Source organism: Bradyrhizobium sp. CIR48, assembly GCF_014198315.1.
Taxonomy (GTDB): Bacteria; Pseudomonadota; Alphaproteobacteria; order Rhizobiales; family Xanthobacteraceae; genus Bradyrhizobium.
This window is the reverse complement of record NZ_JACIHG010000007.1, coordinates 183,509-207,957: the sequence shown is the minus strand read 5'-3', so window position 1 is coordinate 207,957 and position 24,449 is coordinate 183,509. Positions and strand designations below refer to the sequence as shown.

The following is a 24,449-nucleotide window of genomic DNA, read 5'->3' as shown; positions in this document are numbered from 1 at the left end:
GTCCGGAAGCGGTTCTTTAGCCGCTCGGAGCCTGCTTGCCAAGAGCAAAATTCACACCAGTTCCAATCCGTTGCCGCGGGTGCTTGACCCGGGCCGATAAGGACCGATTCAGGCCGATTTGACCGCATAAGGCAGCGGCTTGCTCTCGAAGAACGCCGTCAGGTTCGCCAGCACGCAGTTCTGCATGGCGACGTGCGAATCGAGGGTGTGACCGCCGATATGCGGGGCGAACACCACGTTCGGCAGCGCGGTCAGGGCGTCGGGGGCGTGCGGTTCCTTCTCGAAGACGTCGAGGCCGGCCCCCGCGATGGTCTTGTCGGTCAGGGCCGCCACGAGCGCCTTCTCCTCGATCACCGAGCCGCGGGAGATGTTGACGACGTAGCCGTCGGCGCCGAGGCGCCCCAGGATGTCGGCATTGACGACGTGCTGAGTCTCGGCCCCTGCCCGGACCGCGATCATCAACACGCTGCACCAATCGGCCAGCGCCTCCAGGGTCGGGAAATATTGATAGGGCAGATCGTATTTGCTGCGGCTGAAATAGCCGACCTCACTCTCGAAGGCGGCGCAGCGCGCCGCGATCTTGCGGCCGATCTCGCCCATGCCGTAGACGCCGATGCGGCGGCCGGGCATGCCGGCCTGCGGGCGCATCATCGGCGATTGCTTCGAGGCGGCCCAATCGCCGCTGCGGACGTATTGGTCGGCCACAAGGATCCGCCGCGTCGTCGCCAGCATCAGGGTCATCGCGATATCGGCAACCGAGGCCGCATTGGCGCCGGGACTGTGGGCGACCGCGATATTGCGGCTGGCTGCCGCCTTCAGGTCGACGCCGTCATAGCCGGTGCCGTAGCAGACGATGGCGCCCAGTTTTGGAAACAGATCCATCGCCTCCGCACCGAGCGGCGAGCCGCCCGCCGTCAGCATCGCGCGGACGCTGCCGAGTTCGTCGGCCGATAGCACCTCCCCCGCGGGCTTGCCGCCGGTGTCGAGCAATTCGAAGCGCTCGGCGAAACGCGCCATCATCGACTTGGGAAAGCGCGAATAGATCAGGACCTTGTCAGCCATTGTTCTTGTTTCCGGTGAGCCGTGCCACAAACGACGAGGGGCGGAATCGGTTGCCCAATTCCGCCCCTCGCCTCATGCGATTTCTAGACTTAGCCGAGAATGGTGCCCGGCTCGACCTTCACGCCCGGGCCCATCGTCGAGGACACCGCAACGCGCTGGATGTAGGTGCCCTTGGAACCGGCCGGCTTTGCCTTGGTGACAGCGTCAGCCAGGGCCTTGATGTTCTCGACCAGCTTCTCCTCGGTGAACGAGGCCTTGCCGACGCCGGCCTGCAGGATGCCGGCCTTCTCGACACGGAACTCGACCGAGCCACCCTTGGCACCCTTCACCGCACCGGTGACGTCCATGGTCACGGTGCCGATCTTCGGGTTCGGCATCAGGCCGCGCGGGCCGAGCACCTTACCGAGACGGCCGACCAGCGGCATCATGTCGGGGGTGGCGATGCAGCGGTCGAAATCGATCGAGCCGTTCTGCACCTTCTCGACCAGGTCCTCGGCGCCGACGACGTCGGCACCCGCAGCCTTGGCCTCATCGGCCTTGGCGCCGCGGGCGAACACGCCGACGCGGAGCGTACGGCCAGTGCCGTTCGGCAGGGTCACGACGCCACGGACCATCTGGTCGGCGTGACGCGGATCGACGCCGAGATTGATCGCGACCTCGATGGTCTCGTCGAACTTCGCTTTCGCGCGTTCCTTGACCATCTTGATGGCGTCCGCGAGCGGGTAAAGCTTTTCGCGGTCAACACCTTCGCGGGCTTTGTTCAAACGCTTTCCGATTGCCATGACCGCTTACCCCGCCACTTCCAGGCCCATCGAACGGGCAGAGCCCTCGACCATCTTCATGGCCGACTCGATGGAATCGCAATTGAGATCCTTCATCTTCTTCTCGGCGATCTCGCGCACCTGCGCCTTGGTGACCTTGCCGGCCTTGTCACGGCCCGGCGCCTTCGAGCCGGACTGGATCTTGGCGGCCTGCTTGAGGAAGAAGGACATCGGGGGGGTCTTCATCTCGAACGTGAACGAACGATCGGCGTAGATCGTGATCACGACGGGAATCGGGGTGTTCTTCTCTTCCTTCTGGGTCTGCGCGTTGAACGCCTTGCAGAACTCCATGATGTTGAGACCGCGCTGACCGAGCGCGGGACCGATCGGGGGCGAAGGATTCGCCGCACCGGCCGGGACCTGAAGCTTCAGGTATCCGGTCACTTTCTTTGCCATGTATCACTCCTGTTGTGCCGGCTGTCGCCGGCGGTTTCAGGTTCGTGGTCTGGGTCGGATGCGGCTGGCAACCGCCCTCTCCCTCCCACGGCCTCTCTTTGCGCGAAGCTTTTCGACTTCACGCGCTACCCGGTCAGACCTTCTCGACCTGACCGAATTCCAATTCGACCGGCGTGGCACGGCCGAAGATCGACACCGCGACCTTCACGCGCGAGCGCGCCTCGTCGATTTCCTCGACGACACCCGAGAACGAGGCGAACGGGCCATCGGCCACGCGCACGTTCTCGCCGATCTCGAACGACACCGACGCCTTCGGCCGTTCCACGCCTTCCTGCACCTGGTGCAGGATGCGCATGGCCTCGGATTCCGAGATCGGCATCGGCTTGTTTTCAGCGCCGAGGAAGCCCGTGACCTTCGGCGTGTTCTTGATCAGATGAAACGCTTCGTCGGTCAGCTTCATCTTCACCAGCACGTAGCCGGGGAAGAACTTGCGCTCGGCGTCGATCTTGCGGCCGCGGCGCACTTCCGTGACCTTCTCGGTCGGAACCAGCACCAGCTCGAACAGCTCCTCGAGCCCGCGCTGCTTGGCCTGCTCGCGGATCGATTCGGCGACCTTCTTCTCGAAATTCGAGTAGGCGTGGACGATGTACCAGCGCTTGTCGGACAGTTGAGCGGTTGCGGTTGCCATCAGTGAATGCCCAGAAGGTAAGTGATGAGGACACGGATGATCTGGTCGGCGGCGAAGAAGAAGATCGAGGCCACGGCGACCATGACGAACACCATGATGGTGGTGATCGTGGTCTCGCGGCGGGTCGGCCAGGTGACCTTGGCGGTCTCCGAGCGCACTTCCTGCAAGAACTTGAACGGGCTGACTGCCATCGTTTTGATGTCCAACGTCCGTCGACAGACGCTAATGAATTTCAGGGATCCGAACAGCCGCCGTTGGCCCAGCCCTCTGTCTCGAAGGATGAGCCGGAAACCGGGCTCGATTGTTCGGGGATTTCAAAGCCGCGCCGGAGATCCGCGTCTAACGGGCCGGCTGCGAGTGCGGGGTATCTACTGCGGATAGGACCAAAGGTCAAGATATAGAGGGCCCGACTGGACCGGCCGACCTTCCCGGGCGCTAGAGCAGAGCCCAGCCGGATCAAAGGCTTATCCACCCACCTTTCAGGGCGCAATCGCAGCGCCCGTCCGGTTCCTCCCAGACGCTCCCCCGGAGCGTCCGCCTCGGCCCTATTGCGCGGGTCAGTCTGCCCGCTCGACCATGGAAATGCCAGGCAACGGCACCACGAACTTTCCGCCTTCGGCGAAGTAGCGGGCGTGCTTGGCCCGGATCGGGTCGACATAGCGCCAGGCGAAGACGACGACGAACGCCGGCTTGCGCTCATAAAGGGCGGCAGGCGGCAGGATCGGGATGTCGTAACCCGGGCCGGCCATCACGTTCCCCTTCTTGGGATCGTCGTCGACCAGGAAGTCGATCTTTTTCTCCAGGCCGAACTGCGGCAGCAGCGTCGTGGTGCCGACCGAGACGCCGTAGCCGGCGACGAGCTGCCCGCGCGCATGAGCGGCATCAGCCATCGCGACCAGCTCGTCGCGGATCGCAGCGATCCGCTTCACATAGGGCGCATAATAGGCCGGCTGATCGACGCCCAGCCGCTCTTCCTCGGCGACGAAGCGCGCGACCTCAGCCGACGGCTTCTTGGCGCCACCGGCACGCTGCACGGTCACGCGGATCGAGCCACCCTTGGTCCAGATGTGCTGGACGTCGATCAACTCCATGCCGAGCCGGGCAAAGAAACGGATCAGCGGCTTGATGTTAAAATACGACAGATGCTCGTGATAGACGGTGTCGAGCAGGTTCTTCTCGGTGACGTCGACGCCATATTGCGTTTCGAACACGAACAATCCGTCCGGCGCGAGCACGTCGCGAACCCCGATCACCAGCGGATCGAGATTGTCGACATTGGCGATCATGTTGTTGGCGATCACGACGCTCGCCGCGCCGTGGCTATGCAGGATGCGGTGACCGATGGCATCGGTGAAGAAATCGCCGATGGTCTCGATCCCCGCCGCGGTCGCGCGCTTCGCGATGTCCACAGCGGGATCGACACCCAGCACCCGCATGCCGCGCTCTTTGAAGAAGCCGAGCAGCGATCCATCGTTGCTGCCGAGCTCGACGACCAGCGAGCCCGGCGCGACACCGAAGCGGCTGACGACGTCGTTGGCATAGCCCGCGAAGTGCTCGCGCAGGCCGAGCGAGAGCGAGGTGGTGTAGACGTAGTTGCGGTACTGGATCTCGGGATTACCGACATGGAGAATCTGGAGATGGCCGCAATCCCTGCACAGATGCAGCGCCATCGGCACCGCAGCGCGGAACACGGGATCGTCGACGCTGGCGTCCGGGACCTGGAAGTTGGGCGTGCCGATCGGCATGCCTGCCATCGGGACGACAAGCTCCTGCTTGTCCGAATGGCAGAGGCGGCAGGTATGGCGGACGTAGAACAGGTTTTTCATCGTGGAACCGAAAAATGAGATACGCGATCGGGTGAGGCAATCCCACCCCGTGAAGACCAGACCGCCAGCAACGGGCTCAAGCGAGTCATGGGTGGCTCGAGACTTCCTTGCCCAGCCCGTCGTAGCTGGGGGCTTCCTCCGCCGCCTTGGCGGCCTTGTCCGCTGAATACGATCCGCGCTCCGGACTTGCCAACCAGATCGCGCCTCCGACGAGCCCGATGATCACGCTGATGGCGCCCAGCAGCAGCGAAACCGACAGTGCTTCCTCGGAAGGGACACCCGCCAGACCGAGGCAGGCGACCATCGCCCCCTCGCGAACACCCCAGCCGCTGATCGAGATCGGGACCGCCGTCAACAGCACCACGGGCGGAATCAGGATACCGGCATCCACCACCGAGAGCTTTGCTCCGACACCGCGCGCCAGGGCGAAGCAGGCCGCCGCGGTCACGAGATGGATGAGCAACGCCGATCCGAACAGCAAAGCACGGCGTTCGGACTGCAGGAGGAGAAACCTGACCAGCGCTCCGAACCGGACAAAGCTTGCGATCGCCGGATGGGCGATGAGGCGCTTGGGCAGACGGTCGAGCGTCAACAGAACCACGGTGCCGGCGACGCCGGCCAGCGTCAGCCCGCCGATGGCCAGGATCGCGGCCTGATCGGACACGCGAGACAACAGGAACGGCAATCCGGCCACCATCAGCGCGATCAGCCCGATCAACGCCGTGAAACGGTCGGCCGCAACGCCCTTGACCGCCTCCGGCCACTGCACGCCGCGCTGGCGCAGCAGCCACATCCGCACCGCATCACCGCCGACCGAGGACGGCAACACCTGATTGAACCAGAGGCTGATCATGAGGATCCGCCAGCCCGCGAGCCAGTCCAGCGACACGCCGAGCGCGCGCATGATCAGCTCCCACCGGCCGTTGAGCACGAAGGTCTGGAAGAAAATCAACGTCAGCGCCAGGACGAACAGCAAAGGATCGACCGAGACGAGATGGCTGCGCAACCGCTGCAGATCGAGACCGCGCGCGATGTAGACCAGCACGGCAATCGACAGCAGCAGCTTTACCGAAAACAGGGCCGCCTGTTTGAACCGCGACTGCATCGGATGCCCGCCTCAGGATGCCGGATATTCCGCGCGACCGATCACGAGGTCGATCGCGGCCATCATCCAGAACTGGTGCGTGGTCTCGACGATGTTGTAGCTGCGGCTGTCGACGAAGAAATTGACGTCGCCGAGATTGCGCAGCGGATTGTCCGCGTTCATGCCCGACAGCGTGACCACGTCGAGCTTCATCGTCCGCGCCTGCGCAACCGCGTTGAGGATGTTCTTCGAGCGCCCCGACGAGCTGATCGCAACGAGGCAGTCGCCGGCGCGTGCGCTCAGCCGCACGGCGTGCGCGATCCAGTCCTCGAAGCCGTAATCGTTGGCGAGGCACGACATCATGCTCGCGTCGCTGAAGCAGAGCGCAGGCACCGACGCGTTCTTCGCCAGATCGATCGCCAGGTGCGAGGCGATGCCGGCCGAGCCGCCATTACCGATGAAGATGACGCGACCGCCCTGCTCGCGCGCGCGCAACCAGGTGGCACGGGTCGCGGAGATTGCGGCGAAAACGCCGACGTCGACTGCCGTCGCGCGATGGAGGCGTCCCACGTAATCGTCGAGGAAAGCCTTGTGATCGGGATCGACGGACTCGGCAGGCATGGGCTGGCGGCTCGATTGCAACATGACCGGGTGATACCGGCTATTACCAAGGATTGCAAAGGTATAATACTTGCAAAGTCAGCGAGCGGCTGGTAGTCGGCTTTCGGGTTTCACTCAACATTGGCGGGCCTGTTTCGCTGGGCATTCGCGTCACGGATGTTCCTCATGAAATGCATCGTTACTGGCGGCGCCGGTTTCATTGGAAGTCACCTCGTCGATCGTCTCCTCGACGACGGCCATGAGGTCATCGCGCTCGATAATTTCGTCATCGGACGGCCCGAGAATCTGGCCGCACACGCCGGTTCGAGCCAGTTGAAGGTCGTGCGGGCCGACGTCACTGACCTCGAGTCGATCAAGCCGTATTTTCACGGTATCGACTGGGTCTTCCATCTCGCGGCGCTGGCTGACATCGTTCCTTCGATCGAGTCGCCGATCCCCTATCATCGCGCCAATGTCGACGGCACGGTCAACGTTCTCGAAGCGGCGCGGCACGCCGGCGTCAAGCGCTTCGTCTACGCCGCCTCGTCGTCCTGCTACGGCATTCCCGACGTCTATCCGACGCCGGAGAGCGCCGAGATCCGGCCGATGTATCCCTACGCGCTTACCAAGAATCTCGGCGAGCAGTGCGTCATGCACTGGTGCCAGGTCTACAAGCTGCCTGCGGTCGCGCTACGCCTGTTCAACGTGTATGGGCCGCGCCATCGCACCACCGGCACCTACGGCGCCGTGTTCGGTGTGTTCATGGCGCAGAAGCTCGCCGGCAAGCCCTTCACCGTGGTCGGCGACGGCGAGCAGACGCGCGACTTCACCTTCGTCAGCGACGTCGCGGACGCCTTCGTGACCGCTGCGCGCTCCGATATCTCGCACGAGATATTCAACGTCGGCTCCGACAACACCTACAGCGTCAACAGGCTGGTCGAGCTTCTCGGCGGCGACAAGGTCCACATTCCCAAGCGACCGGGCGAGCCCGATTGCACCTACGCCGACATCACTGAGATCAAGCGGGTCCTGAACTGGACGCCGAAGGTGAAATTCGAGGACGGCGTCGCGACGATGCTGAAGTCGATGGATCAGTACAAGGACGCGCCGCTGTGGACGGTCGACAAGATCGCCGACGCCACCAAGGACTGGTTCAAATATCTCGGTGACGACGACGGCTCGCCGCAGAAGGCAAGCTCTTGAACAGGCTCGCCGGATATCGTTGCTGCGAGTCGATCATTTCAGGCCGGCCATCTGAGACCTGCCGGCGCTTTGGGTAATCCACATGGGTAATGCTGCGACAGACAAGCTGACCGGCCATCCGGCACCGCACGACAAGATCAAGACGATCGAGGAGCTGGGCGAGATTGCGCGCGCCGCGCAGGCCAAGGGCCAGACCGTCGCGCTCTGCCACGGCGTGTTCGATCTGGTGCATCTCGGCCACGTCCGGCACATCCTGGCGGCGCGCAACGAGGCCGACGTGGTCATCGTGACCATCACCGCCGATCGTTTCGTCAACAAGGGCCCGGGACGGCCGATCTTTCCGGAGAACATGCGCGCCGAGATGCTAGCCGCGCTCGGCACGGTCGACTGGGTCGGCATCAACCGCACTTCCAGCGCCGAGCCGGTCCTCGATGCCGTGCGCCCCGACACCTACGTGAAGGGCTCGGACTACGAGAATCCCGAGGATGACGTCACTGGCAAGATCGCCACCGAGCGCGAGGCCGTCGAACGTCATGGCGGACGAATCGTCTTCACGCGCGACGTGACGTTCAGCTCGTCATCCCTGCTGAACCGTTATTTCGACATCTACGATCCTCCCCTGCGCGACTACCTCCAGAAGGTGCGCGAAGGCGGCGGCGCCGAACGCCTGCTGAAGCTGATCGACAATATCCAGGACATGCACGTCGTGCTGGTCGGCGATACCATCATCGACGAATACCAGTACGTCACGGCGCTCGGGAAGGCTTCGAAGGAGAACATCGTCGCCACCCTGCTCAAGAATGGCGAGCAATTTGCCGGCGGCGTCATTGCCGCGGCCAATCACGTGGCGAGCTTCTGCAAGTCGGTGGAGATCGTCACGACGCTGGGTGGCAACGACTACCCCGAGGAGTTCATTCGCGCGCATGTCCGCCCGAATGTCACGCTGACGCCGATCCGCATTCAGGGCCGACCGACGACCCGCAAATTGCGGTACGTCGAGATGGGCTATCTGCACAAGCTCTTCGAAGTCTACACCATGGACGACACGCCGCTCGACGAGGCCGAGCGCAAGGAGATCGACCGAATCACCGCCGAGCGCGTTCGTGGCGGGGACGTGGTGATCGTCACAGATTTCGGTCACGGCATGATCGCGTCCAGCACCATCGACACGCTCATCGCGAACTCCAAGTTCCTGGCGGTCAACGCCCAGAGCAACAGCGGCAACCACGGCTATAATCTCATCACGAAATATCCGCGCGCCGACTACGTCTGCATCGACGCGCCGGAAGCGCGTCTGGCCGCGACCGACAAGTTCAGCGACATCGCGTCGGTGATCGAGAACCGCCTGCACGGCAAGATCGATTGCGACAACATGATCATCACGCACGGCTCCTTCGGCTGCTACCCCTTCTCGTCCAAGACCGGCGTCGCGCGCGTGCCCGCTTTCACCAAGACCGTCGTCGACACGGTCGGCGCCGGCGATGCCTTCCTGACGATCACGGCGCCGCTGGTGGCGGCCGGCGGCAATATCGAGGACGTCGCCTTCATCGGCAACGCGGCGGGCGCGATCAAGGTCGGCATCGTCGGTCACCGCAACTCGGTCGAAAAGGCGCCCTTGGTCAAATTCGTCACCGCGCTATTGAAGTAACGCGAGCGGGAAATCTGGAGAACGGCAGTGATTGATCAGAAATGGAACGTGATGGTCACCGGTGGCGCCGGCTATGTCGGCAGCGTGCTGGTTCCCCAGTTGCTGGCAGCGGGCCACAAGGTCACGGTGCTCGACCTGTTCATGTATGGCGAATCCGTCTTCGACGCGGTTCGCAACAATCCGAACCTTCGCCTGATCAAGGGCGACATCCGCGATGAGGCCGCGATCAACGAGGCCCTGCGCGGCAACAATGCGGTGATCCACCTCGCCTGCATCTCCAACGACCCCTCGTTCGAGCTCGATCCTGGACTCGGCAAGTCCATCAACTACGACTGCTTCCGTCCAATGGTGCGCGCCGCGAAGAAGGCCGGCGTCAAGCGCTTCATCTATGCCTCCTCGTCGAGCGTCTACGGCATCAAGGACGAGGCCGAGGTGACCGAGGAACTGTCCTGCGAGCCGCTCACGGACTACTCCAAGTTCAAGGCGATGTGCGAGACCGATCTTGCCGAAGAGGCCGCGTCCGGCTTCGTCACCTGCACGGTCCGTCCTGCCACCGTCTGCGGCTACGCACCGCGGCAGCGCCTCGACGTCGTCGTCAACATCCTGACCAACCTCGCGGTCAACACCGGCCGCATCCGCGTGTTCGGCGGAACGCAGAAGCGGCCCAACCTGCACATCGAGGACATGTCGGCGGCCTATCTGTTCCTGCTGCAGCAGGATGATGCGAAGATCGACGGCAAGACCTACAATATCGGCTACGAGAACCACTCGCTGATGAAGATCGCCGACATCGTCAAATCGGTGGTCGGAAACAACGTCGACGTGGCCGTCGAGCCGACCGACGATCTGCGCTCCTACCACGTCTCCTCGGAGAAGATTCGCCGCGAGCTCGGATTTGCGCCGACGCACACGATCGAGCAGGCCGTGTCCGGCCTCGTGGACGCCTTCAGGTCCGGCCGCCTGCCGAACTCGCTCAACGATCCCCGGTATTTCAACATCAAGATGATGCAGAACATCAGCCTGAAGTGAGCGGCGTGCGGATCGGCATCGATTTCGACAACACGATCATCTGCTACGATAAGGTCTTTGCCGCCGTCGCGCACCAGCGTGGCCTGGTGCCGGAGGGCTGGGTTGGGCTGAAGAACGATGTGCGGGATTATCTGCGGTCCCGCACGGGTGGCGAGCTCGCCTGGCAAGGCCTGCAAGGCTTCGTCTACGGCAAGGGCATTGGCGGCGCCGAGATCTATCCGGGCGTGCGGGAATTCCTCGCGGCGTGCAGACAGGCCGGCGCCAAGGTGTGCATCGTCAGCCACAAGACCAGATACGGTCATCAGGACCCCGACCATACCGACCTGCGCGAAGCCGCACGCGGCTGGCTGCGTGGCGCCGGCCTCATCGACGCTGCTGCGGCGGCGGTGGCCAGCGGCGATGTTTATTTCGAGGACACGATGGCCGCCAAGGTCGACAGGCTCGCGAGCCTGGAGCTGGACATCTTCATCGACGATCTCGTCGAGGTCTTCGAGCAGCCGCATTTCCCGAAGGGCACGCGATCGATCCTGTTCACGCGTTCGCAGTCCCCGCACCCCGAACATTGCAAGCCGATCGCGACATGGGCCGGCATCCGCGACGAGGTGTTTGCGGCATGAGCGAGCCGGACATCAGCGCAGCGGATGCGATCTCGATCGGCAGCCGCCTTGCCGGAACAACGGTCGCGGCAGCCCAGCCGGCGCGGTCCGGCGGCAACAACAGGGTGTTTCGGCTGGAGATGGCGGAAGGACCGCCCCTCGCCCTCAAGCACTATCCGTCGGACGGGCGCGATCGGCTGGGACAGGAATATGACGCGCTCACGTTCCTGTCGCGCCACGGCATCGCGTCGACGCCACGGCCGATCGCAAAGGACGCCGATGCGTTTTGCGCGCTGTATCAATGGTTCGACGGTGACGCGGCGGTGCTGCATCCCCAGGGCGACGACGCCGACCAGCTGGCCGATTTTCTGATCGAATTGCAGAAGCTGCGCGACGCCGAAGGTGCGCAGACCTTGCGGAACGCGTCAGCCAGCATCTTCTCGCCCGAGGAAGCCATCGCCCAGTACGAGCAGCGCCTCGACGGACTGAGGCGGGCCTCCGACGATCATCCGGAGCTGCGTACGTTCATCGACGGCAGCCTGGTTCCCAGCACGGCCGTCGCCATCCGAAGGCTCCGCCAGCGTTATGCGGAACTGGGGCGGGATCCCGCAGCGGACCTCTTGCCCGCGCATCGCGCATTGAGCCCGTCCGACTTCGGACTGCACAACGCGCTGCGCGGCGAAGACGGCCGCCTGCGCTTCATCGACTTCGAATATTTCGGCTGGGACGATCCGGTCAAACTGCTGTCCGATACCGCGATCCACCCCGGCAGCGATCTGCCCGCAACAGGCGCGAATCGCCTCATCGAACGGCTCACGCAAGCCTTCGCGGCTAGGGATGACGCGTTTGCGATCCGCCGTGACGTACTGTATCCTGTGTTCGGGGCGATTTGGTGCCTGATTGTCCTGAATGCTTATTTGCCCGAAAGCCGCTCCCGGCGCGCCTTGGCTGCGCAAGGTGGCGATCTGACGGTCCGCCTTGCCGGTCAGCTCGACAAAGCACGCCGGCTTCATCAAACGATTTGCCAACGTGATCCAGATCTCACCCCACGCTGAAGCCGCCCTCACCTGCACGCTGGACGAGCGCAGTCTCTATTTGCGCCGCCTGGTCCTTGGTTCTGTCCGTTCGGCCGGACGCGGCCATGTTGGTCCGGCCCTGTCGCTGATCGAAATGGTCCGCGTGCTCTACGACGACATCCTGCGGATCGATCCGAACAACCCGCGCGATCCCGAACGCGACCGCGCCATCCTCAGCAAGGGACACGGTTGTCTCGCGCTCTACGCGCTGCTCGCCGATCGCGGCTTCTTCCCGCTGTCGGAGCTCGACGGCTTTTGCGGCTCCGACAGTATCTTGGGCGGACATCCCGAATACGGCATGGTGCCCGGCGTCGAGGCATCGACCGGCGCGCTCGGGCATGGCCTGTCGATCGGCGTCGGCCTTGCGCTCGCCGCCCGCATGCGCGAGCGCAATTACCGGACCTTTGTCCTGCTCGGCGACGGCGAGATCAACGAGGGGTCGGTGTGGGAGGCCGCGATGGGCGCGGCCAAGCACGGGCTCGATAACCTGGTCGCGATGATCGACTACAACAAGCTCCAGAGCTACGGGCCCACCGACTACGTCCTGCCGCTGGAGCCACTCGCGGACAAATGGCGCAGCTTCGGCTTTGCCGTGCAGGAGCTCAACGGCCACGACGTCGGCGCCCTGCGCACTGTCCTGAAGCAGGTCCCCGCCGTTCCGGGCAAGCCCACCGCGATCATCTGCCATACCGTCAAGGGCAAGGGTCTGCCGGCCGCGGAATCCAACGCCGATTGGCATCACAAGAACAAGCTGTCCGACAGCGAGCTCGACGCCATCCGCGTCGCCGTCGGCGATTTTTGATCGGCTCCCCATGCGCAACACCGCGATGAACATGGTCCACAAGCTCGCCGCGCGCGACGAGCGTGTGCTTTACATCGGCTCCGATCCCGGCGCCGGCACGCTGCGTGCGATGAGCAAGGAGTTTCCCAAGCGCCATCTGATCGAGGGCATTTCGGAAGCGCACATCATCGGCATGTCGGCTGGCCTGGCGATGGAGGGCTTCGTGCCCTACGTCAACACCATCGCGACATTCCTCACCCGCCGCTGCTACGAGCAGGTGGCCGTCGATCTCTGCCTGCACAATCTGCCGGTGCGACTGATCGCCAATGGCGGCGGTCTGGTCTACGCGCCGCTCGGCCCCACCCACCAGGCGATCGAGGACATCGCCATCATGCGGGCGCTGCCGAACATGACGGTGGTCTGCCCGTGCGACGCCGACGAGGCCGCGCGCATGATGGACAAGACGCTCGACTGGACCGGACCGATCTACATACGGCTCGGCAAGGGCGGCGACGCCGTCGTCTCGAAGGCCGAGCACGGTTTTGAGATCGGCAAGGCCATCCTGATGCGGCCGCCGGGCGACGTCCTCATGGTGACAACCGGCATCATGCTCCAGCGCGCCATCGCCGCAGCCGACCTGCTGGCCGCGCAAGGCGTTCGCGCCGGCATCCTGCACATGCATACGGTGAAGCCGCTCGACACCGAAGCCCTGCTGCAGGCGATCCGCGGCATCAAGCTCGTGGCGACGCTGGAGGAGCACGTGCCCTCCGGCGGCCTTGGCAGCGCGGTCGCGGAGACGCTGATCGACAAGCTCGGCTCCGGCCTGCCCGCGATACTGCGGCTGTCGCTGCCGGACCGCTTCATGCACAATTACGGCTCGCAGGACTCGCTGCTGAAGAAGCACGGCCTCGCGCCCAACGCCATCGCGACCTCGATCGAGCACGCGCTCGCGGCGTCGCGCACCTCCGCTCCTCAACTTCATTCCACCTGACGGGTCACATGTACGACGTTCGATATTCCTATCTGCTCGAGCAATTCTCCGCCCCCGCTCCGATCCTGGCCGAGATCGGCCGGCTGGTTGCGACCGGTGACTTCACCCTTGGCAAGCCCGTCGCCGAATTCGAGAAGCGCTTTGCCGAGCTGATCGGCGTGCGCCACGCCATCGGCGTCGGATCCGGCACCGACGCGCTCAAGCTGCCGCTCAAGGCGCTCGGCATTGGTCACGGCGACGAGGTCATCACCGCCGCCAACACCTTCATCGCCACCGTCGGTGCGATCGCGGAAACCGGCGCCACACCGGTGCTGGTCGACTGCGACGATTCCTTCTGCATGAACGTCGACCAGGTCGAAGCCGCCATTACCAGGAAGACCAAGGCGATCATGCCGGTTCAGCTGACCGGCGAGGTCACCGACATGGGCAAGCTGATGCCGATCGCCCAGCGCCATAACCTCCCCGTCGTCGAGGACGCCTGCCAGGGCATCCTGTCGGAGTTTGCGGGCAAGCGCTCCGGCACCCACGGCATCGCGGCCGGCTTCTCGCTGCATCCGCTCAAGAACCTCAACGTCTGGGGCGATGCGGGCGTCGTCGTCACCAATGACGACGGCATGAACGAGAAGCTCCGCCTGATCCGCAACCACGGCATGAAGAACCGCGACGAGATCGCAATCCTCGGCTGCAATTCGCGGCTCGATTCCTTGCAGGCCGTCGTCGGCAACTGGCTGATCGGCCAGACCAGCGAGATCACGCGGCGCCGGATCGAGAACGCGGCCTATTACGACGCGGGCCTTGCCGGCCTGCCCGGCCTGCGCGTCCCGCCGCGCCGGCCCAATGTGAAGCACGTCTACCATCTCTACATGGTGTTCGCCGAACGCCGCGACGAGCTCTATCAATACTGCCTGGACAACGGCATCGAGGCCAAGATCCATTATCCAATCCCGCTGTATCAGCAGGAAGGCCTCAAGCATCTCGGCTACGCGCCCGGCACGTTCCCGGTCACCGACCGCCACGCCAAGGAAGTCATCAGCTTCCCCGTCGACCAGCATCTGACGCGCGCACAACAGGACCGTGTCATCGAGACCGTCAGGAAGTTCTGTCATGGACGCTGACACCGGCCGCCGGCGCATCGGTTACGTCAATCTTCCCGCCCAGTTCGAGGAAGAGCGCGCCGAGATCATGCAGGCGGTCGAGGGCGTGTTTTCCCGCGGCGACTTCATCGGGGGCGCAGCGGTCGGAAAGCTCGAGGAGGAATTGTCCGCCTATCTCGGCTCGCCCCATGTCGTGACTTTGAATTCCGGCACCGACGCGCTGATCCTCGCCTTGCGGGCGCTCGACATCGGCCCCGGCGACGAGGTGATCACGCCTCCGAATTCGTTCGTGGCATCGACCGCCGCGATCATCGCGGTCGGCGCCACGCCTGTGTTTGTGGACGTGCTGCCGGACCAGAATATCGATCCCGCCGCGGTCGAAGCCGCCGTCACGTCGCGCACCAAGGCGATCATGCCGGTGCACCTGACCGGGCGCATGGCCGACATGACCCCGCTGATGGCGATCGCGGACAAGAACGCGCTCGCCGTGATCGAGGACAGCGCCCAGGCGGTCGGCTCGACCTATGACGGCCGGATGAGCGGCACCATCGGCACGTTCGGCTGCTTCTCCGCCCATCCGCTCAAGAATCTCAATGCCGCAGGCGATGCCGGCTTCCTCGTCACGGCCGACGCCGAGATGGCCGCACGCATCCGCCGCCTTCGCAATCACGGGCTCATCAACCGCAGCGACGTCCAGGAGTGGGGCATCGTATCGCGGCTCGACACGCTGCAGGCCGAGGTGCTGCGCATTCGCCTGCGTCACCTGCCCTCCGTGATCGAACGCCGGCGGCGCAACGCCGCGCAATACCGCGCCGAGCTTGCCGGACTCCCTCTGTTCATTCCGCCCTGCCGCAACATCGAGTTCAACACCTTCCACACATTCGTGGTGCAGACCGACCGCCGCAATGACTTCCAGAAATATCTGGCCGACAAGGGCATCGAGACCGCGATCCACTATCCGGTCCCGATCCATTTGCAGCCTGCCGCGGCGCATCTGGGGCAAGGCCGCGGCGCGTTCCCGGTGACCGAGCGGCAGGCGGATCAGATCCTCACGCTTCCCATCAACCAGTTCCTGTCGGCCGCCGATATCAGCTATATCTGCGCGACCGCCCGGGAGTATTTTGCATGACGGATACCGACTTCCTGCAGGCCGATGAGCAGGCGCTGGCGCAGCGCTTCATCGACAACGGCTTCGTCACAACGCCGGCCGATGATCGCGCTGGCCTCGACCGCATCCAGCGGCGCGCCGCCGAGCTGGCGGCGGACTATCTGAAGCTGCCGCACAGCAATGATCCCTATGCGATGCTGGACAGCATCCACACACGGGTGAGCGTGGACGATCTCAACGGCCTGCGGCTGCACGTCTTCAACGGCCTCAACGCCGAGCCGTGGTTCCGGCCGACCTATTTCCGCCTGGCGCGCTCGACGATCGAGACCATCGTCGGCAACGAGCTGTGCATGCAGCGCCGCGTCAATCTCAGCATCCAGATGCCCGGCGACGATTCCTCGCTACTCGCCACCCATTCCGATGTCTGGTCGGGCGACTCGCCGTTCGAGGTCGTGGTGTGGGTGCCGCTTGTGGACGTCCACCACACCAAGGCGATGTATCTGCTGCCGCCGTCGCTCAACGGCGACATGCAGGACCGGATGGCAAGCCTGCGCAGCGCCGAGGAGCTGTACAAGACGATCAAGCCGCACGCGACCTTCATCGAGATTCCCTACGGTCACGTGATGCTGTTCAACCAGACCCTGATGCACGGCAATCGCGTCAACGAAGAGCCCGGCACGCGCTGGAGCATGAACTGCCGGTTCAAGAGCATCATGTCGCCCTACGCCGACAAGCGCTTCGGCGAGTTCTTCGAGCCGATCCTGCTGCGCCCGGCGACGCGGGTCGGCATGCAATACAAGCTGCCGGGAGGCTTCCATGGCTGAGCGAGCCGGCCATCGCGGCTACATCGGCGCGCGGCCGCTGAACGGCAGCCGCACCCCGCAGCACGTCCAGAACATCGTGATCCGCGACTACGCGCGGCGGAAGAACCTGCAATTTCTGCTGAGCGCCGTCGAGCACATCATGCCCGGCAGTTACATGGTGCTCGAGGACATCCTGGACGAGTTGCCCCGCCTGAACGGCCTGATCCTCTACAGCATCTTCATGCTGCCGCCCGACGAGGCACGGCGACGGGAGATCTACGACCGCGTGCTGCGCGAGGGCTGTGATCTCCACGCCGCCGTCGAGGAGATCACGCTGTCGTCGCAGAAAGACATCCAGGCCGTCGAGGACATTCTGCTGGTCAATAAATACGCCACGATCCTGTGACGATGCCGCGGACCGGTTGGGCCCCATGAGTGAGATCAACCTGCTCCAACCGATGCACGCATCGACCAGGCGGAACTACGTTCAGCGCGTGGTTGAGCATGACAAGGCGGAATCCGCCACCGTCGCGCGGCAATGGGGACGCGACTACTGGGACGGCGACCGGCGCTACGGCTATGGCGGCTATCGTTATGACGGACGCTGGCGCCCGCTCGCCCAGACCCTGATCGATCGCTACGGCATCAAGCCCGGCATGAGCGTGCTCGACGTCGGCTGCGGCAAGGGCTATTTGCTCTACGAGTTCACCCAGCTCGTCCCCGACCTCACGATCGCCGGCATCGACATCTCCGACTACGGCATCGCCAATGCCAAGGAGGAGGTGCGGCCGCTGCTGAAGGTCGGCAGCGCCGTCGAGCTCCCCTACCCCGATCACAGCTTCGATCTCGTGGTGTCGCTCGGCGTGCTGCACAACCTGCCGCTCGAAGACGTGTTCCGTTCAGTGCGTGAGATCGAGCGGGTCGGGCGCGGCGCCTCGAAATATCTGATGGTGGAATCATTCCGCAACGAGCGCGAGAAGGCGAACCTCCTCTACTGGCAGCTCACCTGCCTGAGCTTCCACGGCCCGGAAACCTGGGCGTGGATCTACGACAAATGCGGCTATCGGGGCGACCATGGGTTCATCTTCTTCGAATGAAGCCGGCCTGCGCCGGTCGACGTCGCTACGCGCGCAGAATCCGGAAGTGTATTACTCGGACGACGCCATCGTCACGGTGGATGACGCCACGATCACGGAGCTGAAACGCATCGCCGCCGGCAACCCGCGTCTGCGCAGCCGGCTGTGCACGCACCCCGATCCCGCGTCCAGCCTGCACGAGATGCTGATCGTGCATCATCGCGAGGCCTATGTCCGGCCGCATAAGCATTTTGGCAAACCTGAATCGTTTCACGTGATCGAGGGCACTGCGCAGGTCGTGATCTTCGAGGATGACGGCCGCATTCGCGACGTACTCGAGATGGCGCCCTACGGCCAGGGCAAGCGCTGCTATTATCGGATGCCCGAAAAGGTCTTCCACTCGATTCTGATCACCTCGGAATGGCTGGTGTTTCACGAAACCACCGCCGGCCCGTTTGATCCCTCACGCACGGCATTTCCTGACTGGGCCCCCGATGGCGGCGACGCTGCCGAGGTCCAACGCTACGTCACACGGATTGGCGCGCTCGCCGCGGAGCATCTGGCGAGACAATAAATTTCGACCACACTCGCTGCTCGACGATCCCGCCGTGAATGATCGAGGACGAAACCAGACGATGAAGCCGCCTGCAAAAGCACTGGTTACCCTGGTCAAGTTCGCGGTGTCGATCGGGATCCTGGTATTGCTCTTGCGCAGCCAGGACTTGTCGTCACTGAAAGCCGATCTTCTCGCGGTCAACTTGAACATGCTCGCGCTTGCGGTGTTGCTGCTGTTCGCCCAGACCTTCGTTCTCTGCCACCGCTGGATCCTGATCCTCCGCGCCATGAGCGTCCCCCTGGGATGGCTGGCCGGCTGGCGCATTCTCATCATCAGCACCTTCTTCAATCAGGTGCTGCCCGCAGGCGGCGACGCGGTCCGGATCTGGATGCTGCGGCGGAATGGCGTGCAATGGTCGCAGACGATCGGCAGCATCGTGGCCGATCGTTTCCTGGCTCTGCTGGCGCTCGGTCTCATCGTCCTGGCGGGAATCCCGTTCCTGCTGCCTCGTGTCCACGACAACTCACTCCTTTTCGCGATCGTGACCGTTTTGGCGGCTGCATGCCTCGGCGCAATCGCCATGGCGACGCTGGACCGGTGGCCGCCACGCTTGATCGCGGCCGTGCCGGCCAGGATCGTGCAATTCGCGATGCTGGTCAGGGCTCCGTTGCTGGCGGCCGGAGGGCGGGCAATGTTGATCGTATCAGCCATTGTCGTCCACCTGATCACCGTTGCGACCTGCTATGTCCTCGCGATCGGACTGGAGGCGCCCCTCTCCGCACTTGACGCCTTCGTGCTGGTCCCGCTCGTCATCCTGTCTTCCGCGGTCCCCATCTCGATCGGAGGCTGGGGTGTGCGCGAAGGTGCGATGGTCGCTGCGCTTGGTCTTGCTGGAATCGCATCCGACAAGGCGCTCGCAATATCGGTTTTGCTGGGGCTTGGCGGCCTGATCGTCGGCCTGTTCGGCGGGCTGGTATGGCTGATCGCGCCCGAGCGCACCAGCTTCAGCCCCGACCAGGCGCGGGCCATCGCCGAACGAACTGACGCAGCGCCGGTAGCATGAGCAACCCTGTACAAGATCAAACGATGACGGTTGGCGAGGTGCGTTTGCGCGCCATCATCGAAACGTGGTGGCCCCGCATCCTCATCTTCGTGCCGGCGGCACTTTCCATCTGGTTCGTGAACCGAACCGGCACCTACCGTACCCTGCTGTTCGACGGCGGCTGGACGACTCGATTTTACGTCCTCGCCTGGATCGTCCTGACGGCGTATCTCGGCTGGCTCATCATGGCGACCGGACGCCTGGCATTCTCGCTGATCAAGCACGAGCCCACCCAGCGCGTCGATGAGTTCTTCGTCGGCGCGGCCGCGCTCATCTTGACGGGAGTTGGCCTCGGCGCTCTTTCGATCCTGTACCCGCAGATCGTTGTCGGATTTGCGGCCGTGCTGCTGCTGTGGGACAGCCGCAGCTTCGGAAAGCCGCGGAAACTCGCGGTGACCCTGCCGCTGGCCGCAACGTCGCTGATGGGCCTTTGGCTCCTGGCGACGGTGTTCCTCGATCGCGCCGTCATACCGGACGTGATTTCGACCGACGTTCAGCAGCTCTACGCCCCGTATCTTGCGGAGGTTGCGAGAAATCACAGCATCTGGCTTGCCGCCGACAATCCCATCTTCTCCGACTTCGAGATCGGCCACGGCAACGGGCTGCATCTGTTGTTGGCGACGTTCCTGCCGCCCCATGTCGCCCAGATCGTTTCGTTTCTCTACTTCGTCGGGATCGGCGCGGTCATTTTCGAGCTCGCCCGCCTCATTCTGCCGTTGCAAGCTCTCGGACGCCGCTGGGAAGACGCCGCGATTCCAATAGCCCTCGGTTTGGCGATCCTCGGGCTTGCGTGGCCCCGCACGATGCCGAGCGTCAAGGCTGGCCTCTACATCATGGAGTTCGGCAAGTACCATCTTCAGACGGCGGCATTCTTCGTCTATTTCCTGCTGGTCGTCATTCGATCGTCCCAAGCTCGCGACCGGCTTGCCGCCGGCATTTGCGGCCTTGCCGTCGCCGCCTCCTATCCGCTCTATGCAGCGTTCGTGTTCTTGATTTCGTCGCTGGGCGTATTCACCAAGGTCCTTCAGCGAGACCGATCTGGCCTCGTCACCAGCCTGTTGCTCGGATTGGGAGCGGTTGGCGGGTGCATCCTGGCCTTCTCCATCAATTATTTTTATCTCGGAATCCCAGCAACCAATCCGTACGCGCTCTTTCGAAAAATCGCATCAGTCGAGCGTTTCTCGCAGTTCGGCAGCCTGGAAATTCTTGATTTCTTCGTGCTGGCGCAGTCGCTGGAGGTCAGCGACTTCCTCAGCAAGGCGGGAGTGGTCGCCTTCATCAGGCAAGCCAAGTCCGTTCTCCTGGTTGCAACACTCATCGCGGCGACGACTTGTGCGATCTCTTTCCTCGATTCGAAGTTGTTTCCGGATCGCTCCGACTTCATGAAAAAGCGGACACTGCCCAGTGTTGCGGGACTTTTCATCGTGATCGCCTACGTCGCCAGCGTGCGGCTGCTGGACATGACGCTGAACATTCCGAGCCTGATCAGGCTATCCATTCACGTCAATGCGCTCTTCCCGCTCGCAGCCGCCGCGATCGCCTTCTGGGGGCTCGTCATCGTGCGGTGGCTGGCCCCGACCGTGTTCGTCGGGCGCTTTGCACCCAATGTCGCCGTTTTGGCGCTGCTCGCCGCCTGCGCCTGGATGACGACCTCGTATCCCTGGCAGAGCTTCAGGGACGACGGAGCCATCGCCTTTGCGGCCCGCGGGCGCTCTCTCATCGAGATGCCGCGTGTCAGCCTGAACTGGCAGCGCTGTGACGAACTGCAGCAATCGACGGGCTCCGATCGGATTCTCGCGCTGAACGGCTACCGCGCAATGGTGCCCTGCTATTTCTCGCCGCTGCTCACGCGAGGCAAGGTCATCCACACCTATCAGAGCGATGTCGCGCGCAACTTCAGCAAGATCGCACTTGGGACCGCCGATACAGCCGAAGCCACTCTTCGATCGCTCGGGGTCAAGCTGTTCTATGTTCAGAAGCAGAATTGCGATTTCTGGCTCAACGGTTTCTCCGACCTCTTTCAGAGCGCCGAGCTGGAGAAGCGGTTCGCCCTTCATAGCGAGACCCCGAACTACTGGATGCTGACGTGGAGGGATGGCGGTCAAACCTTGAGTCCCGAGGCCGAGGCCGGCATTTCTGCGCTCCGGACGAGATCGAAAGACATCTACCGGCAGGCCTACGGGATCGAGCCGTTCGAGGTGGTGAAGCACCGTCTGTCTCCCAACGGCCAACGAGCGGACGTCACGGTCCTCGGTCAGCTCATGACCTGCCACTAGGTTGTGCTTCGCACCGGTTCCGTCCATCTCGGCAAGAGGAAGGCCCGTAAACGAAGGCCACGGGGTACCAGCTCGAGGGTGTCGCCAGGCTTGTGAATAGCCCGCCCGGCGCAACTTAAGAATTGTGGCACGGCCTGCGGCGCTATATAGGCTTCAACTGCCGCGTATCGCCTGGGGCGCCGATGTTCCCGTGTTTTCCCGCAAAGAGTTAAAGCCGTGACCGACCATTGCCGCCTTTGCCATTCGACCAACCTGCGTCCGGTCATCGACCTCGGACTGATGCCGATTGCGCATCGGCTTCGGCACAGCCGAAACGAGCAGGATGAACGATATCCGTTCGAGGTGCTGGCTTGCGGCGATTGCGGCCTGCCCCAGATCGTCAAACCGATCGATCCCGACATTCTGTACCGCCAGTTCAACTACAATTTCAGCAGCTGGAAGCCGGAGCCGCATCAGGCGGACGAGCTCGACACCATCGCGAAATTCTCCAAGCACCAGTCCGTGTTCGAGATCGGATGCAACGACGGCCTGTTCATGGACAAGCTGCGCGAGCGCGGCACCAAGGTCATGGTCGGCGTCGAACCCAATCCGGTGTCGGGCAAGATCGCCCGCGAGCGCGGCATCAAGGTCTATGCCGACATGCTCAGCCCGGAGATGGCCCACGATGCTGTCGCTCAGTCCGGCAAGTTCGATCTCGTCATATCTCGCCAGGTGCTGGAGCACATCGTCGATTTCGAGAACTTCTTCGACTGCGTCAAGATCGCGCTCAGCGACGACGGGCTGCTGTTCATCGACGTGCCGGATTTCGCACCCGGCTCGGCAGTGGGCGACCTCTCCGTTCTCTGGGAGGAGCATGTCAGCTATTTCACCGAACCGACCCTGCTCACGCTGCTGGCGCGCCACGGCTTCGAGGCGGTGTCCGTCAAGAAATACAATTTCAGCGGCGGCAGCCTCGCGATCGCGGCCCGCCGTGCCAAGGGCACCGTGACGCCGCCGCCCGCGCCGTCCGGCGTCGGCGAGAAATTCGGTCAGCGCGCAAGAGAGTATGGCGCGCGTCTCCGCCCGATTCTCGCGAAGGCCCGCGCCAACGGCGCCGAGATTGCCATCTACGGCGCCGGCTGCCGCGCCTGCACCTTCACCAACGCCCACGAGCTGGCGGATCTCGTCGACCTCTCGATCGACGACCAGAAGGAGCGCCAGGGGCTGTTCCTGCCCGGCACCGGCATTCCGATCCGCTCGCCCGAGGATCTCGCCGGCAAGTCGGGTCCGCTCGTCTGTCTCCTGGCCGTGAACGAGGAGAACGAGGCCAAGGTCAGCAGCCGGCTGCGCGAGAGCGTGAAGCGTCCGCTGCAGATCGTTTCGATCTTCGCGCCGAACGACATCTGGAGCGAGCTCGATCGTCTCGAGGCGGCCGCAGGGTCGCGGCATGGCTGAGGACAAGCTCTTCAACTATTACGAACGTCAGGATGTTCTGCCGACGTTCGGGAATTTCAAATCGTCCACCGAGCTCGAGGCCTATGCCAGCCAGCGGCGCGAGCTGTTCTCGGACAAGCTGGTGCTGCCGCCGCGGCTGTTCCGCGATGCCGATGTGCTCGAATTCGGTCCCGATTCCGGCGAGAACGCGCTGGTGTTTGCCGGTTGGGGCGCGAACATGACGCTCGCCGAGCCGAACCGGCATGCACACCCGAAGATCCAGGCCTACTTTGCACATTTCGGTCTGACCCAACGTCTCCGCGAGCTCGCACTCGCCGACGTCGAGGGCTTCAGCAGCGATCGCCGCTTCGACATCATCGATGCCGAGGGCTTCATCTACACGGTGCAGCCGAGCGAAAAATGGCTCGGCATCTTCCATCGGCTGCTCAATCCGGACGGTTACGCCGTCGTATCCTATTACGAGCGCTATGGCGGCTTCTTCGAGCTCGCGCTCAAGGCGATCCATGCGGCCGGCAAGGCATTGACCGGTCGCGCCCCGCTCGAAACCGCGAAGCTGCTTTTCGAGGAGAAGTGGGACAGCATTCCGCACACCCGCAGCTTCGAATCCTGGCTGATGGACGTGCTGGAAAATCCGTTCGTCCGGCATCGCTACTTTCTCGACGCGGCCACCTTGTGCGCGGCGGCGCATCAACAGGGGTTCGACGTTCATTCGGCATGGCCGGCCTACCGCGACAGCCTCGACATCTACTGGCACAAGAAAGTCCTGTCCGGCGATGAGAAGCTGCACCGCGCGACGCGCCATCTCGACCGCAGCCGCCTGAGCTTCCTCGGCGGACGAAAGCTCTATCTGGTCGGCAAGGCCGATGCCGTGCAGGCGATCTCGGCATCGATCGAGGCGCTCGTGCTCGACGTCGATGGTATGATCGACGATCCCTTTGGCGAGAGCCTGCCGCGCGTGATCGCGGGCCTTGCGTCGCTGCGCGAGACAATCCGGACCACAGACGTTCTCGCCGACGATGCCGCTGACATCGAAGCCATCATCGCGACGCTCGACAGCTTCCATCGCATCTTTGGCGCGATCGGGCGACGGGACGCGTCCGCAGTCACCGCCCTCACCCAGGCGGATCCGGCCTTCATCAACACGTGGGGACAGCCGGCGCATTTCCTCGTGATCCGGAAGCGCTAAAGGATCTTAGCCA

25 protein-coding genes are annotated in these 24,449 nt (G+C 63.6%); 17 read left to right on the top strand and 8 right to left on the bottom strand.

Features of this window, described 5'->3' with window-relative positions; genetic code table 11:
- Window positions 1-108: 108 nt before the first annotated feature.
- The 8 genes from GGD66_RS22455 to GGD66_RS22420 form a co-directional block, all read right to left on the bottom strand.
- On the bottom strand, window positions 109-1,062 hold the full coding sequence (locus GGD66_RS22455) for a 2-hydroxyacid dehydrogenase (protein WP_183259037.1): 954 nt from the start codon (window positions 1,060-1,062) through the stop codon (window positions 109-111).
- 89 nt (window positions 1,063-1,151) lie between these two features.
- Window positions 1,152-1,844, bottom strand: a complete 693-nt coding sequence (gene rplA, locus GGD66_RS22450) for a 50S ribosomal protein L1 (protein WP_018322253.1) — start codon at window positions 1,842-1,844, stop codon at window positions 1,152-1,154.
- Window positions 1,845-1,850: 6 nt separating this feature from the next.
- The gene (gene rplK / locus GGD66_RS22445; protein ID WP_006611824.1) at window positions 1,851-2,279 is read right to left on the bottom strand and encodes a 50S ribosomal protein L11; all 429 of its coding nucleotides are present in this window, start codon (window positions 2,277-2,279) and stop codon (window positions 1,851-1,853) included.
- A 133-nt stretch (window positions 2,280-2,412) separates the two neighbouring features.
- Complete coding sequence (gene nusG / locus GGD66_RS22440; protein ID WP_008136441.1) at window positions 2,413-2,967, bottom strand: transcription termination/antitermination protein NusG; 555 nt, start codon at window positions 2,965-2,967, stop codon at window positions 2,413-2,415.
- The gene (gene secE / locus GGD66_RS22435) at window positions 2,967-3,158 is read right to left on the bottom strand and encodes a preprotein translocase subunit SecE (RefSeq protein ID WP_026202711.1); all 192 of its coding nucleotides are present in this window, start codon (window positions 3,156-3,158) and stop codon (window positions 2,967-2,969) included. The genes nusG and secE overlap by 1 nt, the downstream gene beginning before the upstream one ends.
- A 366-nt stretch (window positions 3,159-3,524) precedes the next feature.
- Window positions 3,525-4,793 (bottom strand): class I SAM-dependent methyltransferase, encoded by a 1,269-nt coding sequence (locus GGD66_RS22430; RefSeq protein ID WP_092260227.1) that lies wholly within the window; start codon window positions 4,791-4,793, stop codon window positions 3,525-3,527.
- Between the two features lie 85 nt (window positions 4,794-4,878).
- Complete coding sequence (locus GGD66_RS22425) at window positions 4,879-5,898, bottom strand: lysylphosphatidylglycerol synthase transmembrane domain-containing protein (protein ID WP_092260229.1); 1,020 nt, start codon at window positions 5,896-5,898, stop codon at window positions 4,879-4,881.
- 12 nt (window positions 5,899-5,910) lie between these two features.
- Entirely contained in the window at window positions 5,911-6,498 is a 588-nt protein-coding gene (locus GGD66_RS22420) for an SIS domain-containing protein (protein WP_244550731.1), read from the bottom strand.
- Window positions 6,499-6,663: 165 nt separating this feature from the next.
- On the opposite strand from GGD66_RS22420, the gene GGD66_RS22415 reads away from it, so the two are divergent.
- From GGD66_RS22415 to GGD66_RS22335, 17 genes are all read left to right on the top strand, one after another.
- Entirely contained in the window at window positions 6,664-7,680 is a 1,017-nt protein-coding gene (locus GGD66_RS22415; RefSeq protein WP_092260401.1) for an SDR family oxidoreductase, read from the top strand.
- An 82-nt stretch (window positions 7,681-7,762) separates the two neighbouring features.
- Window positions 7,763-9,328 carry a PfkB family carbohydrate kinase gene (locus tag GGD66_RS22410; protein ID WP_092260231.1) on the top strand — a complete coding sequence of 522 codons (1,566 nt, stop codon included), beginning with the start codon at window positions 7,763-7,765 and terminating at the stop codon, window positions 9,326-9,328.
- A gap of 27 nt (window positions 9,329-9,355) precedes the next feature.
- Window positions 9,356-10,357, top strand: a complete 1,002-nt coding sequence (locus tag GGD66_RS22405) for an NAD(P)-dependent oxidoreductase (protein WP_092260233.1) — start codon at window positions 9,356-9,358, stop codon at window positions 10,355-10,357.
- Between the two features lie 5 nt (window positions 10,358-10,362).
- Complete coding sequence (locus tag GGD66_RS22400; protein ID WP_244550732.1) at window positions 10,363-10,974, top strand: hypothetical protein; 612 nt, start codon at window positions 10,363-10,365, stop codon at window positions 10,972-10,974.
- Window positions 10,971-12,008: an aminoglycoside phosphotransferase family protein gene (locus GGD66_RS22395; protein WP_244550733.1), complete on the top strand. Its 1,038-nt coding sequence runs from the start codon at window positions 10,971-10,973 to the stop codon at window positions 12,006-12,008. Before GGD66_RS22400 ends, GGD66_RS22395 begins: the two co-directional genes overlap by 4 nt.
- Window positions 11,983-12,831, top strand: a complete 849-nt coding sequence (locus GGD66_RS22390; RefSeq protein WP_018322243.1) for a transketolase — start codon at window positions 11,983-11,985, stop codon at window positions 12,829-12,831. Before GGD66_RS22395 ends, GGD66_RS22390 begins: the two co-directional genes overlap by 26 nt.
- A gap of 10 nt (window positions 12,832-12,841) precedes the next feature.
- The gene (locus tag GGD66_RS22385) at window positions 12,842-13,801 is read left to right on the top strand and encodes a transketolase family protein (RefSeq protein WP_183259036.1); all 960 of its coding nucleotides are present in this window, start codon (window positions 12,842-12,844) and stop codon (window positions 13,799-13,801) included.
- Between the two features lie 8 nt (window positions 13,802-13,809).
- On the top strand, window positions 13,810-14,916 hold the full coding sequence (locus GGD66_RS22380) for a DegT/DnrJ/EryC1/StrS aminotransferase family protein (RefSeq protein WP_183259035.1): 1,107 nt from the start codon (window positions 13,810-13,812) through the stop codon (window positions 14,914-14,916).
- Window positions 14,906-16,024, top strand: coding sequence for a DegT/DnrJ/EryC1/StrS aminotransferase family protein (locus tag GGD66_RS22375; protein WP_183229876.1), 1,119 nt, complete (start codon window positions 14,906-14,908; stop codon window positions 16,022-16,024). Before GGD66_RS22380 ends, GGD66_RS22375 begins: the two co-directional genes overlap by 11 nt.
- Window positions 16,021-16,827, top strand: coding sequence for a sporadic carbohydrate cluster 2OG-Fe(II) oxygenase (locus tag GGD66_RS22370; RefSeq protein ID WP_018322239.1), 807 nt, complete (start codon window positions 16,021-16,023; stop codon window positions 16,825-16,827). The genes GGD66_RS22375 and GGD66_RS22370 overlap by 4 nt, the downstream gene beginning before the upstream one ends.
- On the top strand, window positions 16,820-17,212 hold the full coding sequence (locus GGD66_RS22365) for an LIC12192 family sporadic carbohydrate cluster protein (protein WP_018322238.1): 393 nt from the start codon (window positions 16,820-16,822) through the stop codon (window positions 17,210-17,212). The genes GGD66_RS22370 and GGD66_RS22365 overlap by 8 nt, the downstream gene beginning before the upstream one ends.
- 25 nt (window positions 17,213-17,237) lie before the next feature.
- On the top strand, window positions 17,238-17,903 hold the full coding sequence (locus GGD66_RS22360) for a class I SAM-dependent methyltransferase (RefSeq protein WP_018322237.1): 666 nt from the start codon (window positions 17,238-17,240) through the stop codon (window positions 17,901-17,903).
- Window positions 17,881-18,456, top strand: coding sequence for a WbuC family cupin fold metalloprotein (locus GGD66_RS22355; protein WP_092260247.1), 576 nt, complete (start codon window positions 17,881-17,883; stop codon window positions 18,454-18,456). Before GGD66_RS22360 ends, GGD66_RS22355 begins: the two co-directional genes overlap by 23 nt.
- Window positions 18,419-19,501, top strand: coding sequence for a lysylphosphatidylglycerol synthase transmembrane domain-containing protein (locus GGD66_RS22350; RefSeq protein WP_246785845.1), 1,083 nt, complete (start codon window positions 18,419-18,421; stop codon window positions 19,499-19,501). The genes GGD66_RS22355 and GGD66_RS22350 overlap by 38 nt, the downstream gene beginning before the upstream one ends.
- Window positions 19,502-19,524: 23 nt before the next feature.
- The gene (locus GGD66_RS22345) at window positions 19,525-21,816 is read left to right on the top strand and encodes a hypothetical protein (RefSeq protein WP_244550734.1); all 2,292 of its coding nucleotides are present in this window, start codon (window positions 19,525-19,527) and stop codon (window positions 21,814-21,816) included.
- Window positions 21,817-22,032: 216 nt separating this feature from the next.
- Window positions 22,033-23,250, top strand: a complete 1,218-nt coding sequence (locus GGD66_RS22340) for a class I SAM-dependent methyltransferase (RefSeq protein ID WP_183259034.1) — start codon at window positions 22,033-22,035, stop codon at window positions 23,248-23,250.
- Window positions 23,243-24,436 (top strand): class I SAM-dependent methyltransferase, encoded by a 1,194-nt coding sequence (locus GGD66_RS22335; protein ID WP_183259033.1) that lies wholly within the window; start codon window positions 23,243-23,245, stop codon window positions 24,434-24,436. Before GGD66_RS22340 ends, GGD66_RS22335 begins: the two co-directional genes overlap by 8 nt.
- Window positions 24,437-24,449: the final 13 nt, after the last annotated feature.

What these genes read in the sequence shown, in the direction of transcription:
- nusG (WP_008136441.1), bottom strand. Translation starts at nt 2,967, where the DNA reads ATGGCAACCGCAACCGCTCAACTGTCCGACAAGCGCTGGTACATCGTC.
- GGD66_RS22370 (WP_018322239.1), top strand. Translation starts at nt 16,021, where the DNA reads ATGACGGATACCGACTTCCTGCAGGCCGATGAGCAGGCGCTGGCGCAG.
- GGD66_RS22415 (WP_092260401.1), top strand. Translation starts at nt 6,664, where the DNA reads ATGAAATGCATCGTTACTGGCGGCGCCGGTTTCATTGGAAGTCACCTC.
- GGD66_RS22360 (WP_018322237.1), top strand. Translation starts at nt 17,238, where the DNA reads ATGAGTGAGATCAACCTGCTCCAACCGATGCACGCATCGACCAGGCGG.
- rplK (WP_006611824.1), bottom strand. Translation starts at nt 2,279, where the DNA reads ATGGCAAAGAAAGTGACCGGATACCTGAAGCTTCAGGTCCCGGCCGGT.
- GGD66_RS22410 (WP_092260231.1), top strand. Translation starts at nt 7,763, where the DNA reads ATGGGTAATGCTGCGACAGACAAGCTGACCGGCCATCCGGCACCGCAC.
- GGD66_RS22385 (WP_183259036.1), top strand. Translation starts at nt 12,842, where the DNA reads ATGCGCAACACCGCGATGAACATGGTCCACAAGCTCGCCGCGCGCGAC.
- rplA (WP_018322253.1), bottom strand. Translation starts at nt 1,844, where the DNA reads ATGGCAATCGGAAAGCGTTTGAACAAAGCCCGCGAAGGTGTTGACCGC.
- GGD66_RS22335 (WP_183259033.1), top strand. Translation starts at nt 23,243, where the DNA reads ATGGCTGAGGACAAGCTCTTCAACTATTACGAACGTCAGGATGTTCTG.
- GGD66_RS22375 (WP_183229876.1), top strand. Translation starts at nt 14,906, where the DNA reads ATGGACGCTGACACCGGCCGCCGGCGCATCGGTTACGTCAATCTTCCC.
- GGD66_RS22395 (WP_244550733.1), top strand. Translation starts at nt 10,971, where the DNA reads ATGAGCGAGCCGGACATCAGCGCAGCGGATGCGATCTCGATCGGCAGC.
- GGD66_RS22430 (WP_092260227.1), bottom strand. Translation starts at nt 4,793, where the DNA reads ATGAAAAACCTGTTCTACGTCCGCCATACCTGCCGCCTCTGCCATTCG.
- GGD66_RS22425 (WP_092260229.1), bottom strand. Translation starts at nt 5,898, where the DNA reads ATGCAGTCGCGGTTCAAACAGGCGGCCCTGTTTTCGGTAAAGCTGCTG.
- GGD66_RS22420 (WP_244550731.1), bottom strand. Translation starts at nt 6,498, where the DNA reads ATGCCTGCCGAGTCCGTCGATCCCGATCACAAGGCTTTCCTCGACGAT.
- secE (WP_026202711.1), bottom strand. Translation starts at nt 3,158, where the DNA reads ATGGCAGTCAGCCCGTTCAAGTTCTTGCAGGAAGTGCGCTCGGAGACC.
- GGD66_RS22345 (WP_244550734.1), top strand. Translation starts at nt 19,525, where the DNA reads ATGACGGTTGGCGAGGTGCGTTTGCGCGCCATCATCGAAACGTGGTGG.
- GGD66_RS22455 (WP_183259037.1), bottom strand. Translation starts at nt 1,062, where the DNA reads ATGGCTGACAAGGTCCTGATCTATTCGCGCTTTCCCAAGTCGATGATG.
- GGD66_RS22355 (WP_092260247.1), top strand. Translation starts at nt 17,881, where the DNA reads ATGGGTTCATCTTCTTCGAATGAAGCCGGCCTGCGCCGGTCGACGTCG.
- GGD66_RS22365 (WP_018322238.1), top strand. Translation starts at nt 16,820, where the DNA reads ATGGCTGAGCGAGCCGGCCATCGCGGCTACATCGGCGCGCGGCCGCTG.
- GGD66_RS22380 (WP_183259035.1), top strand. Translation starts at nt 13,810, where the DNA reads ATGTACGACGTTCGATATTCCTATCTGCTCGAGCAATTCTCCGCCCCC.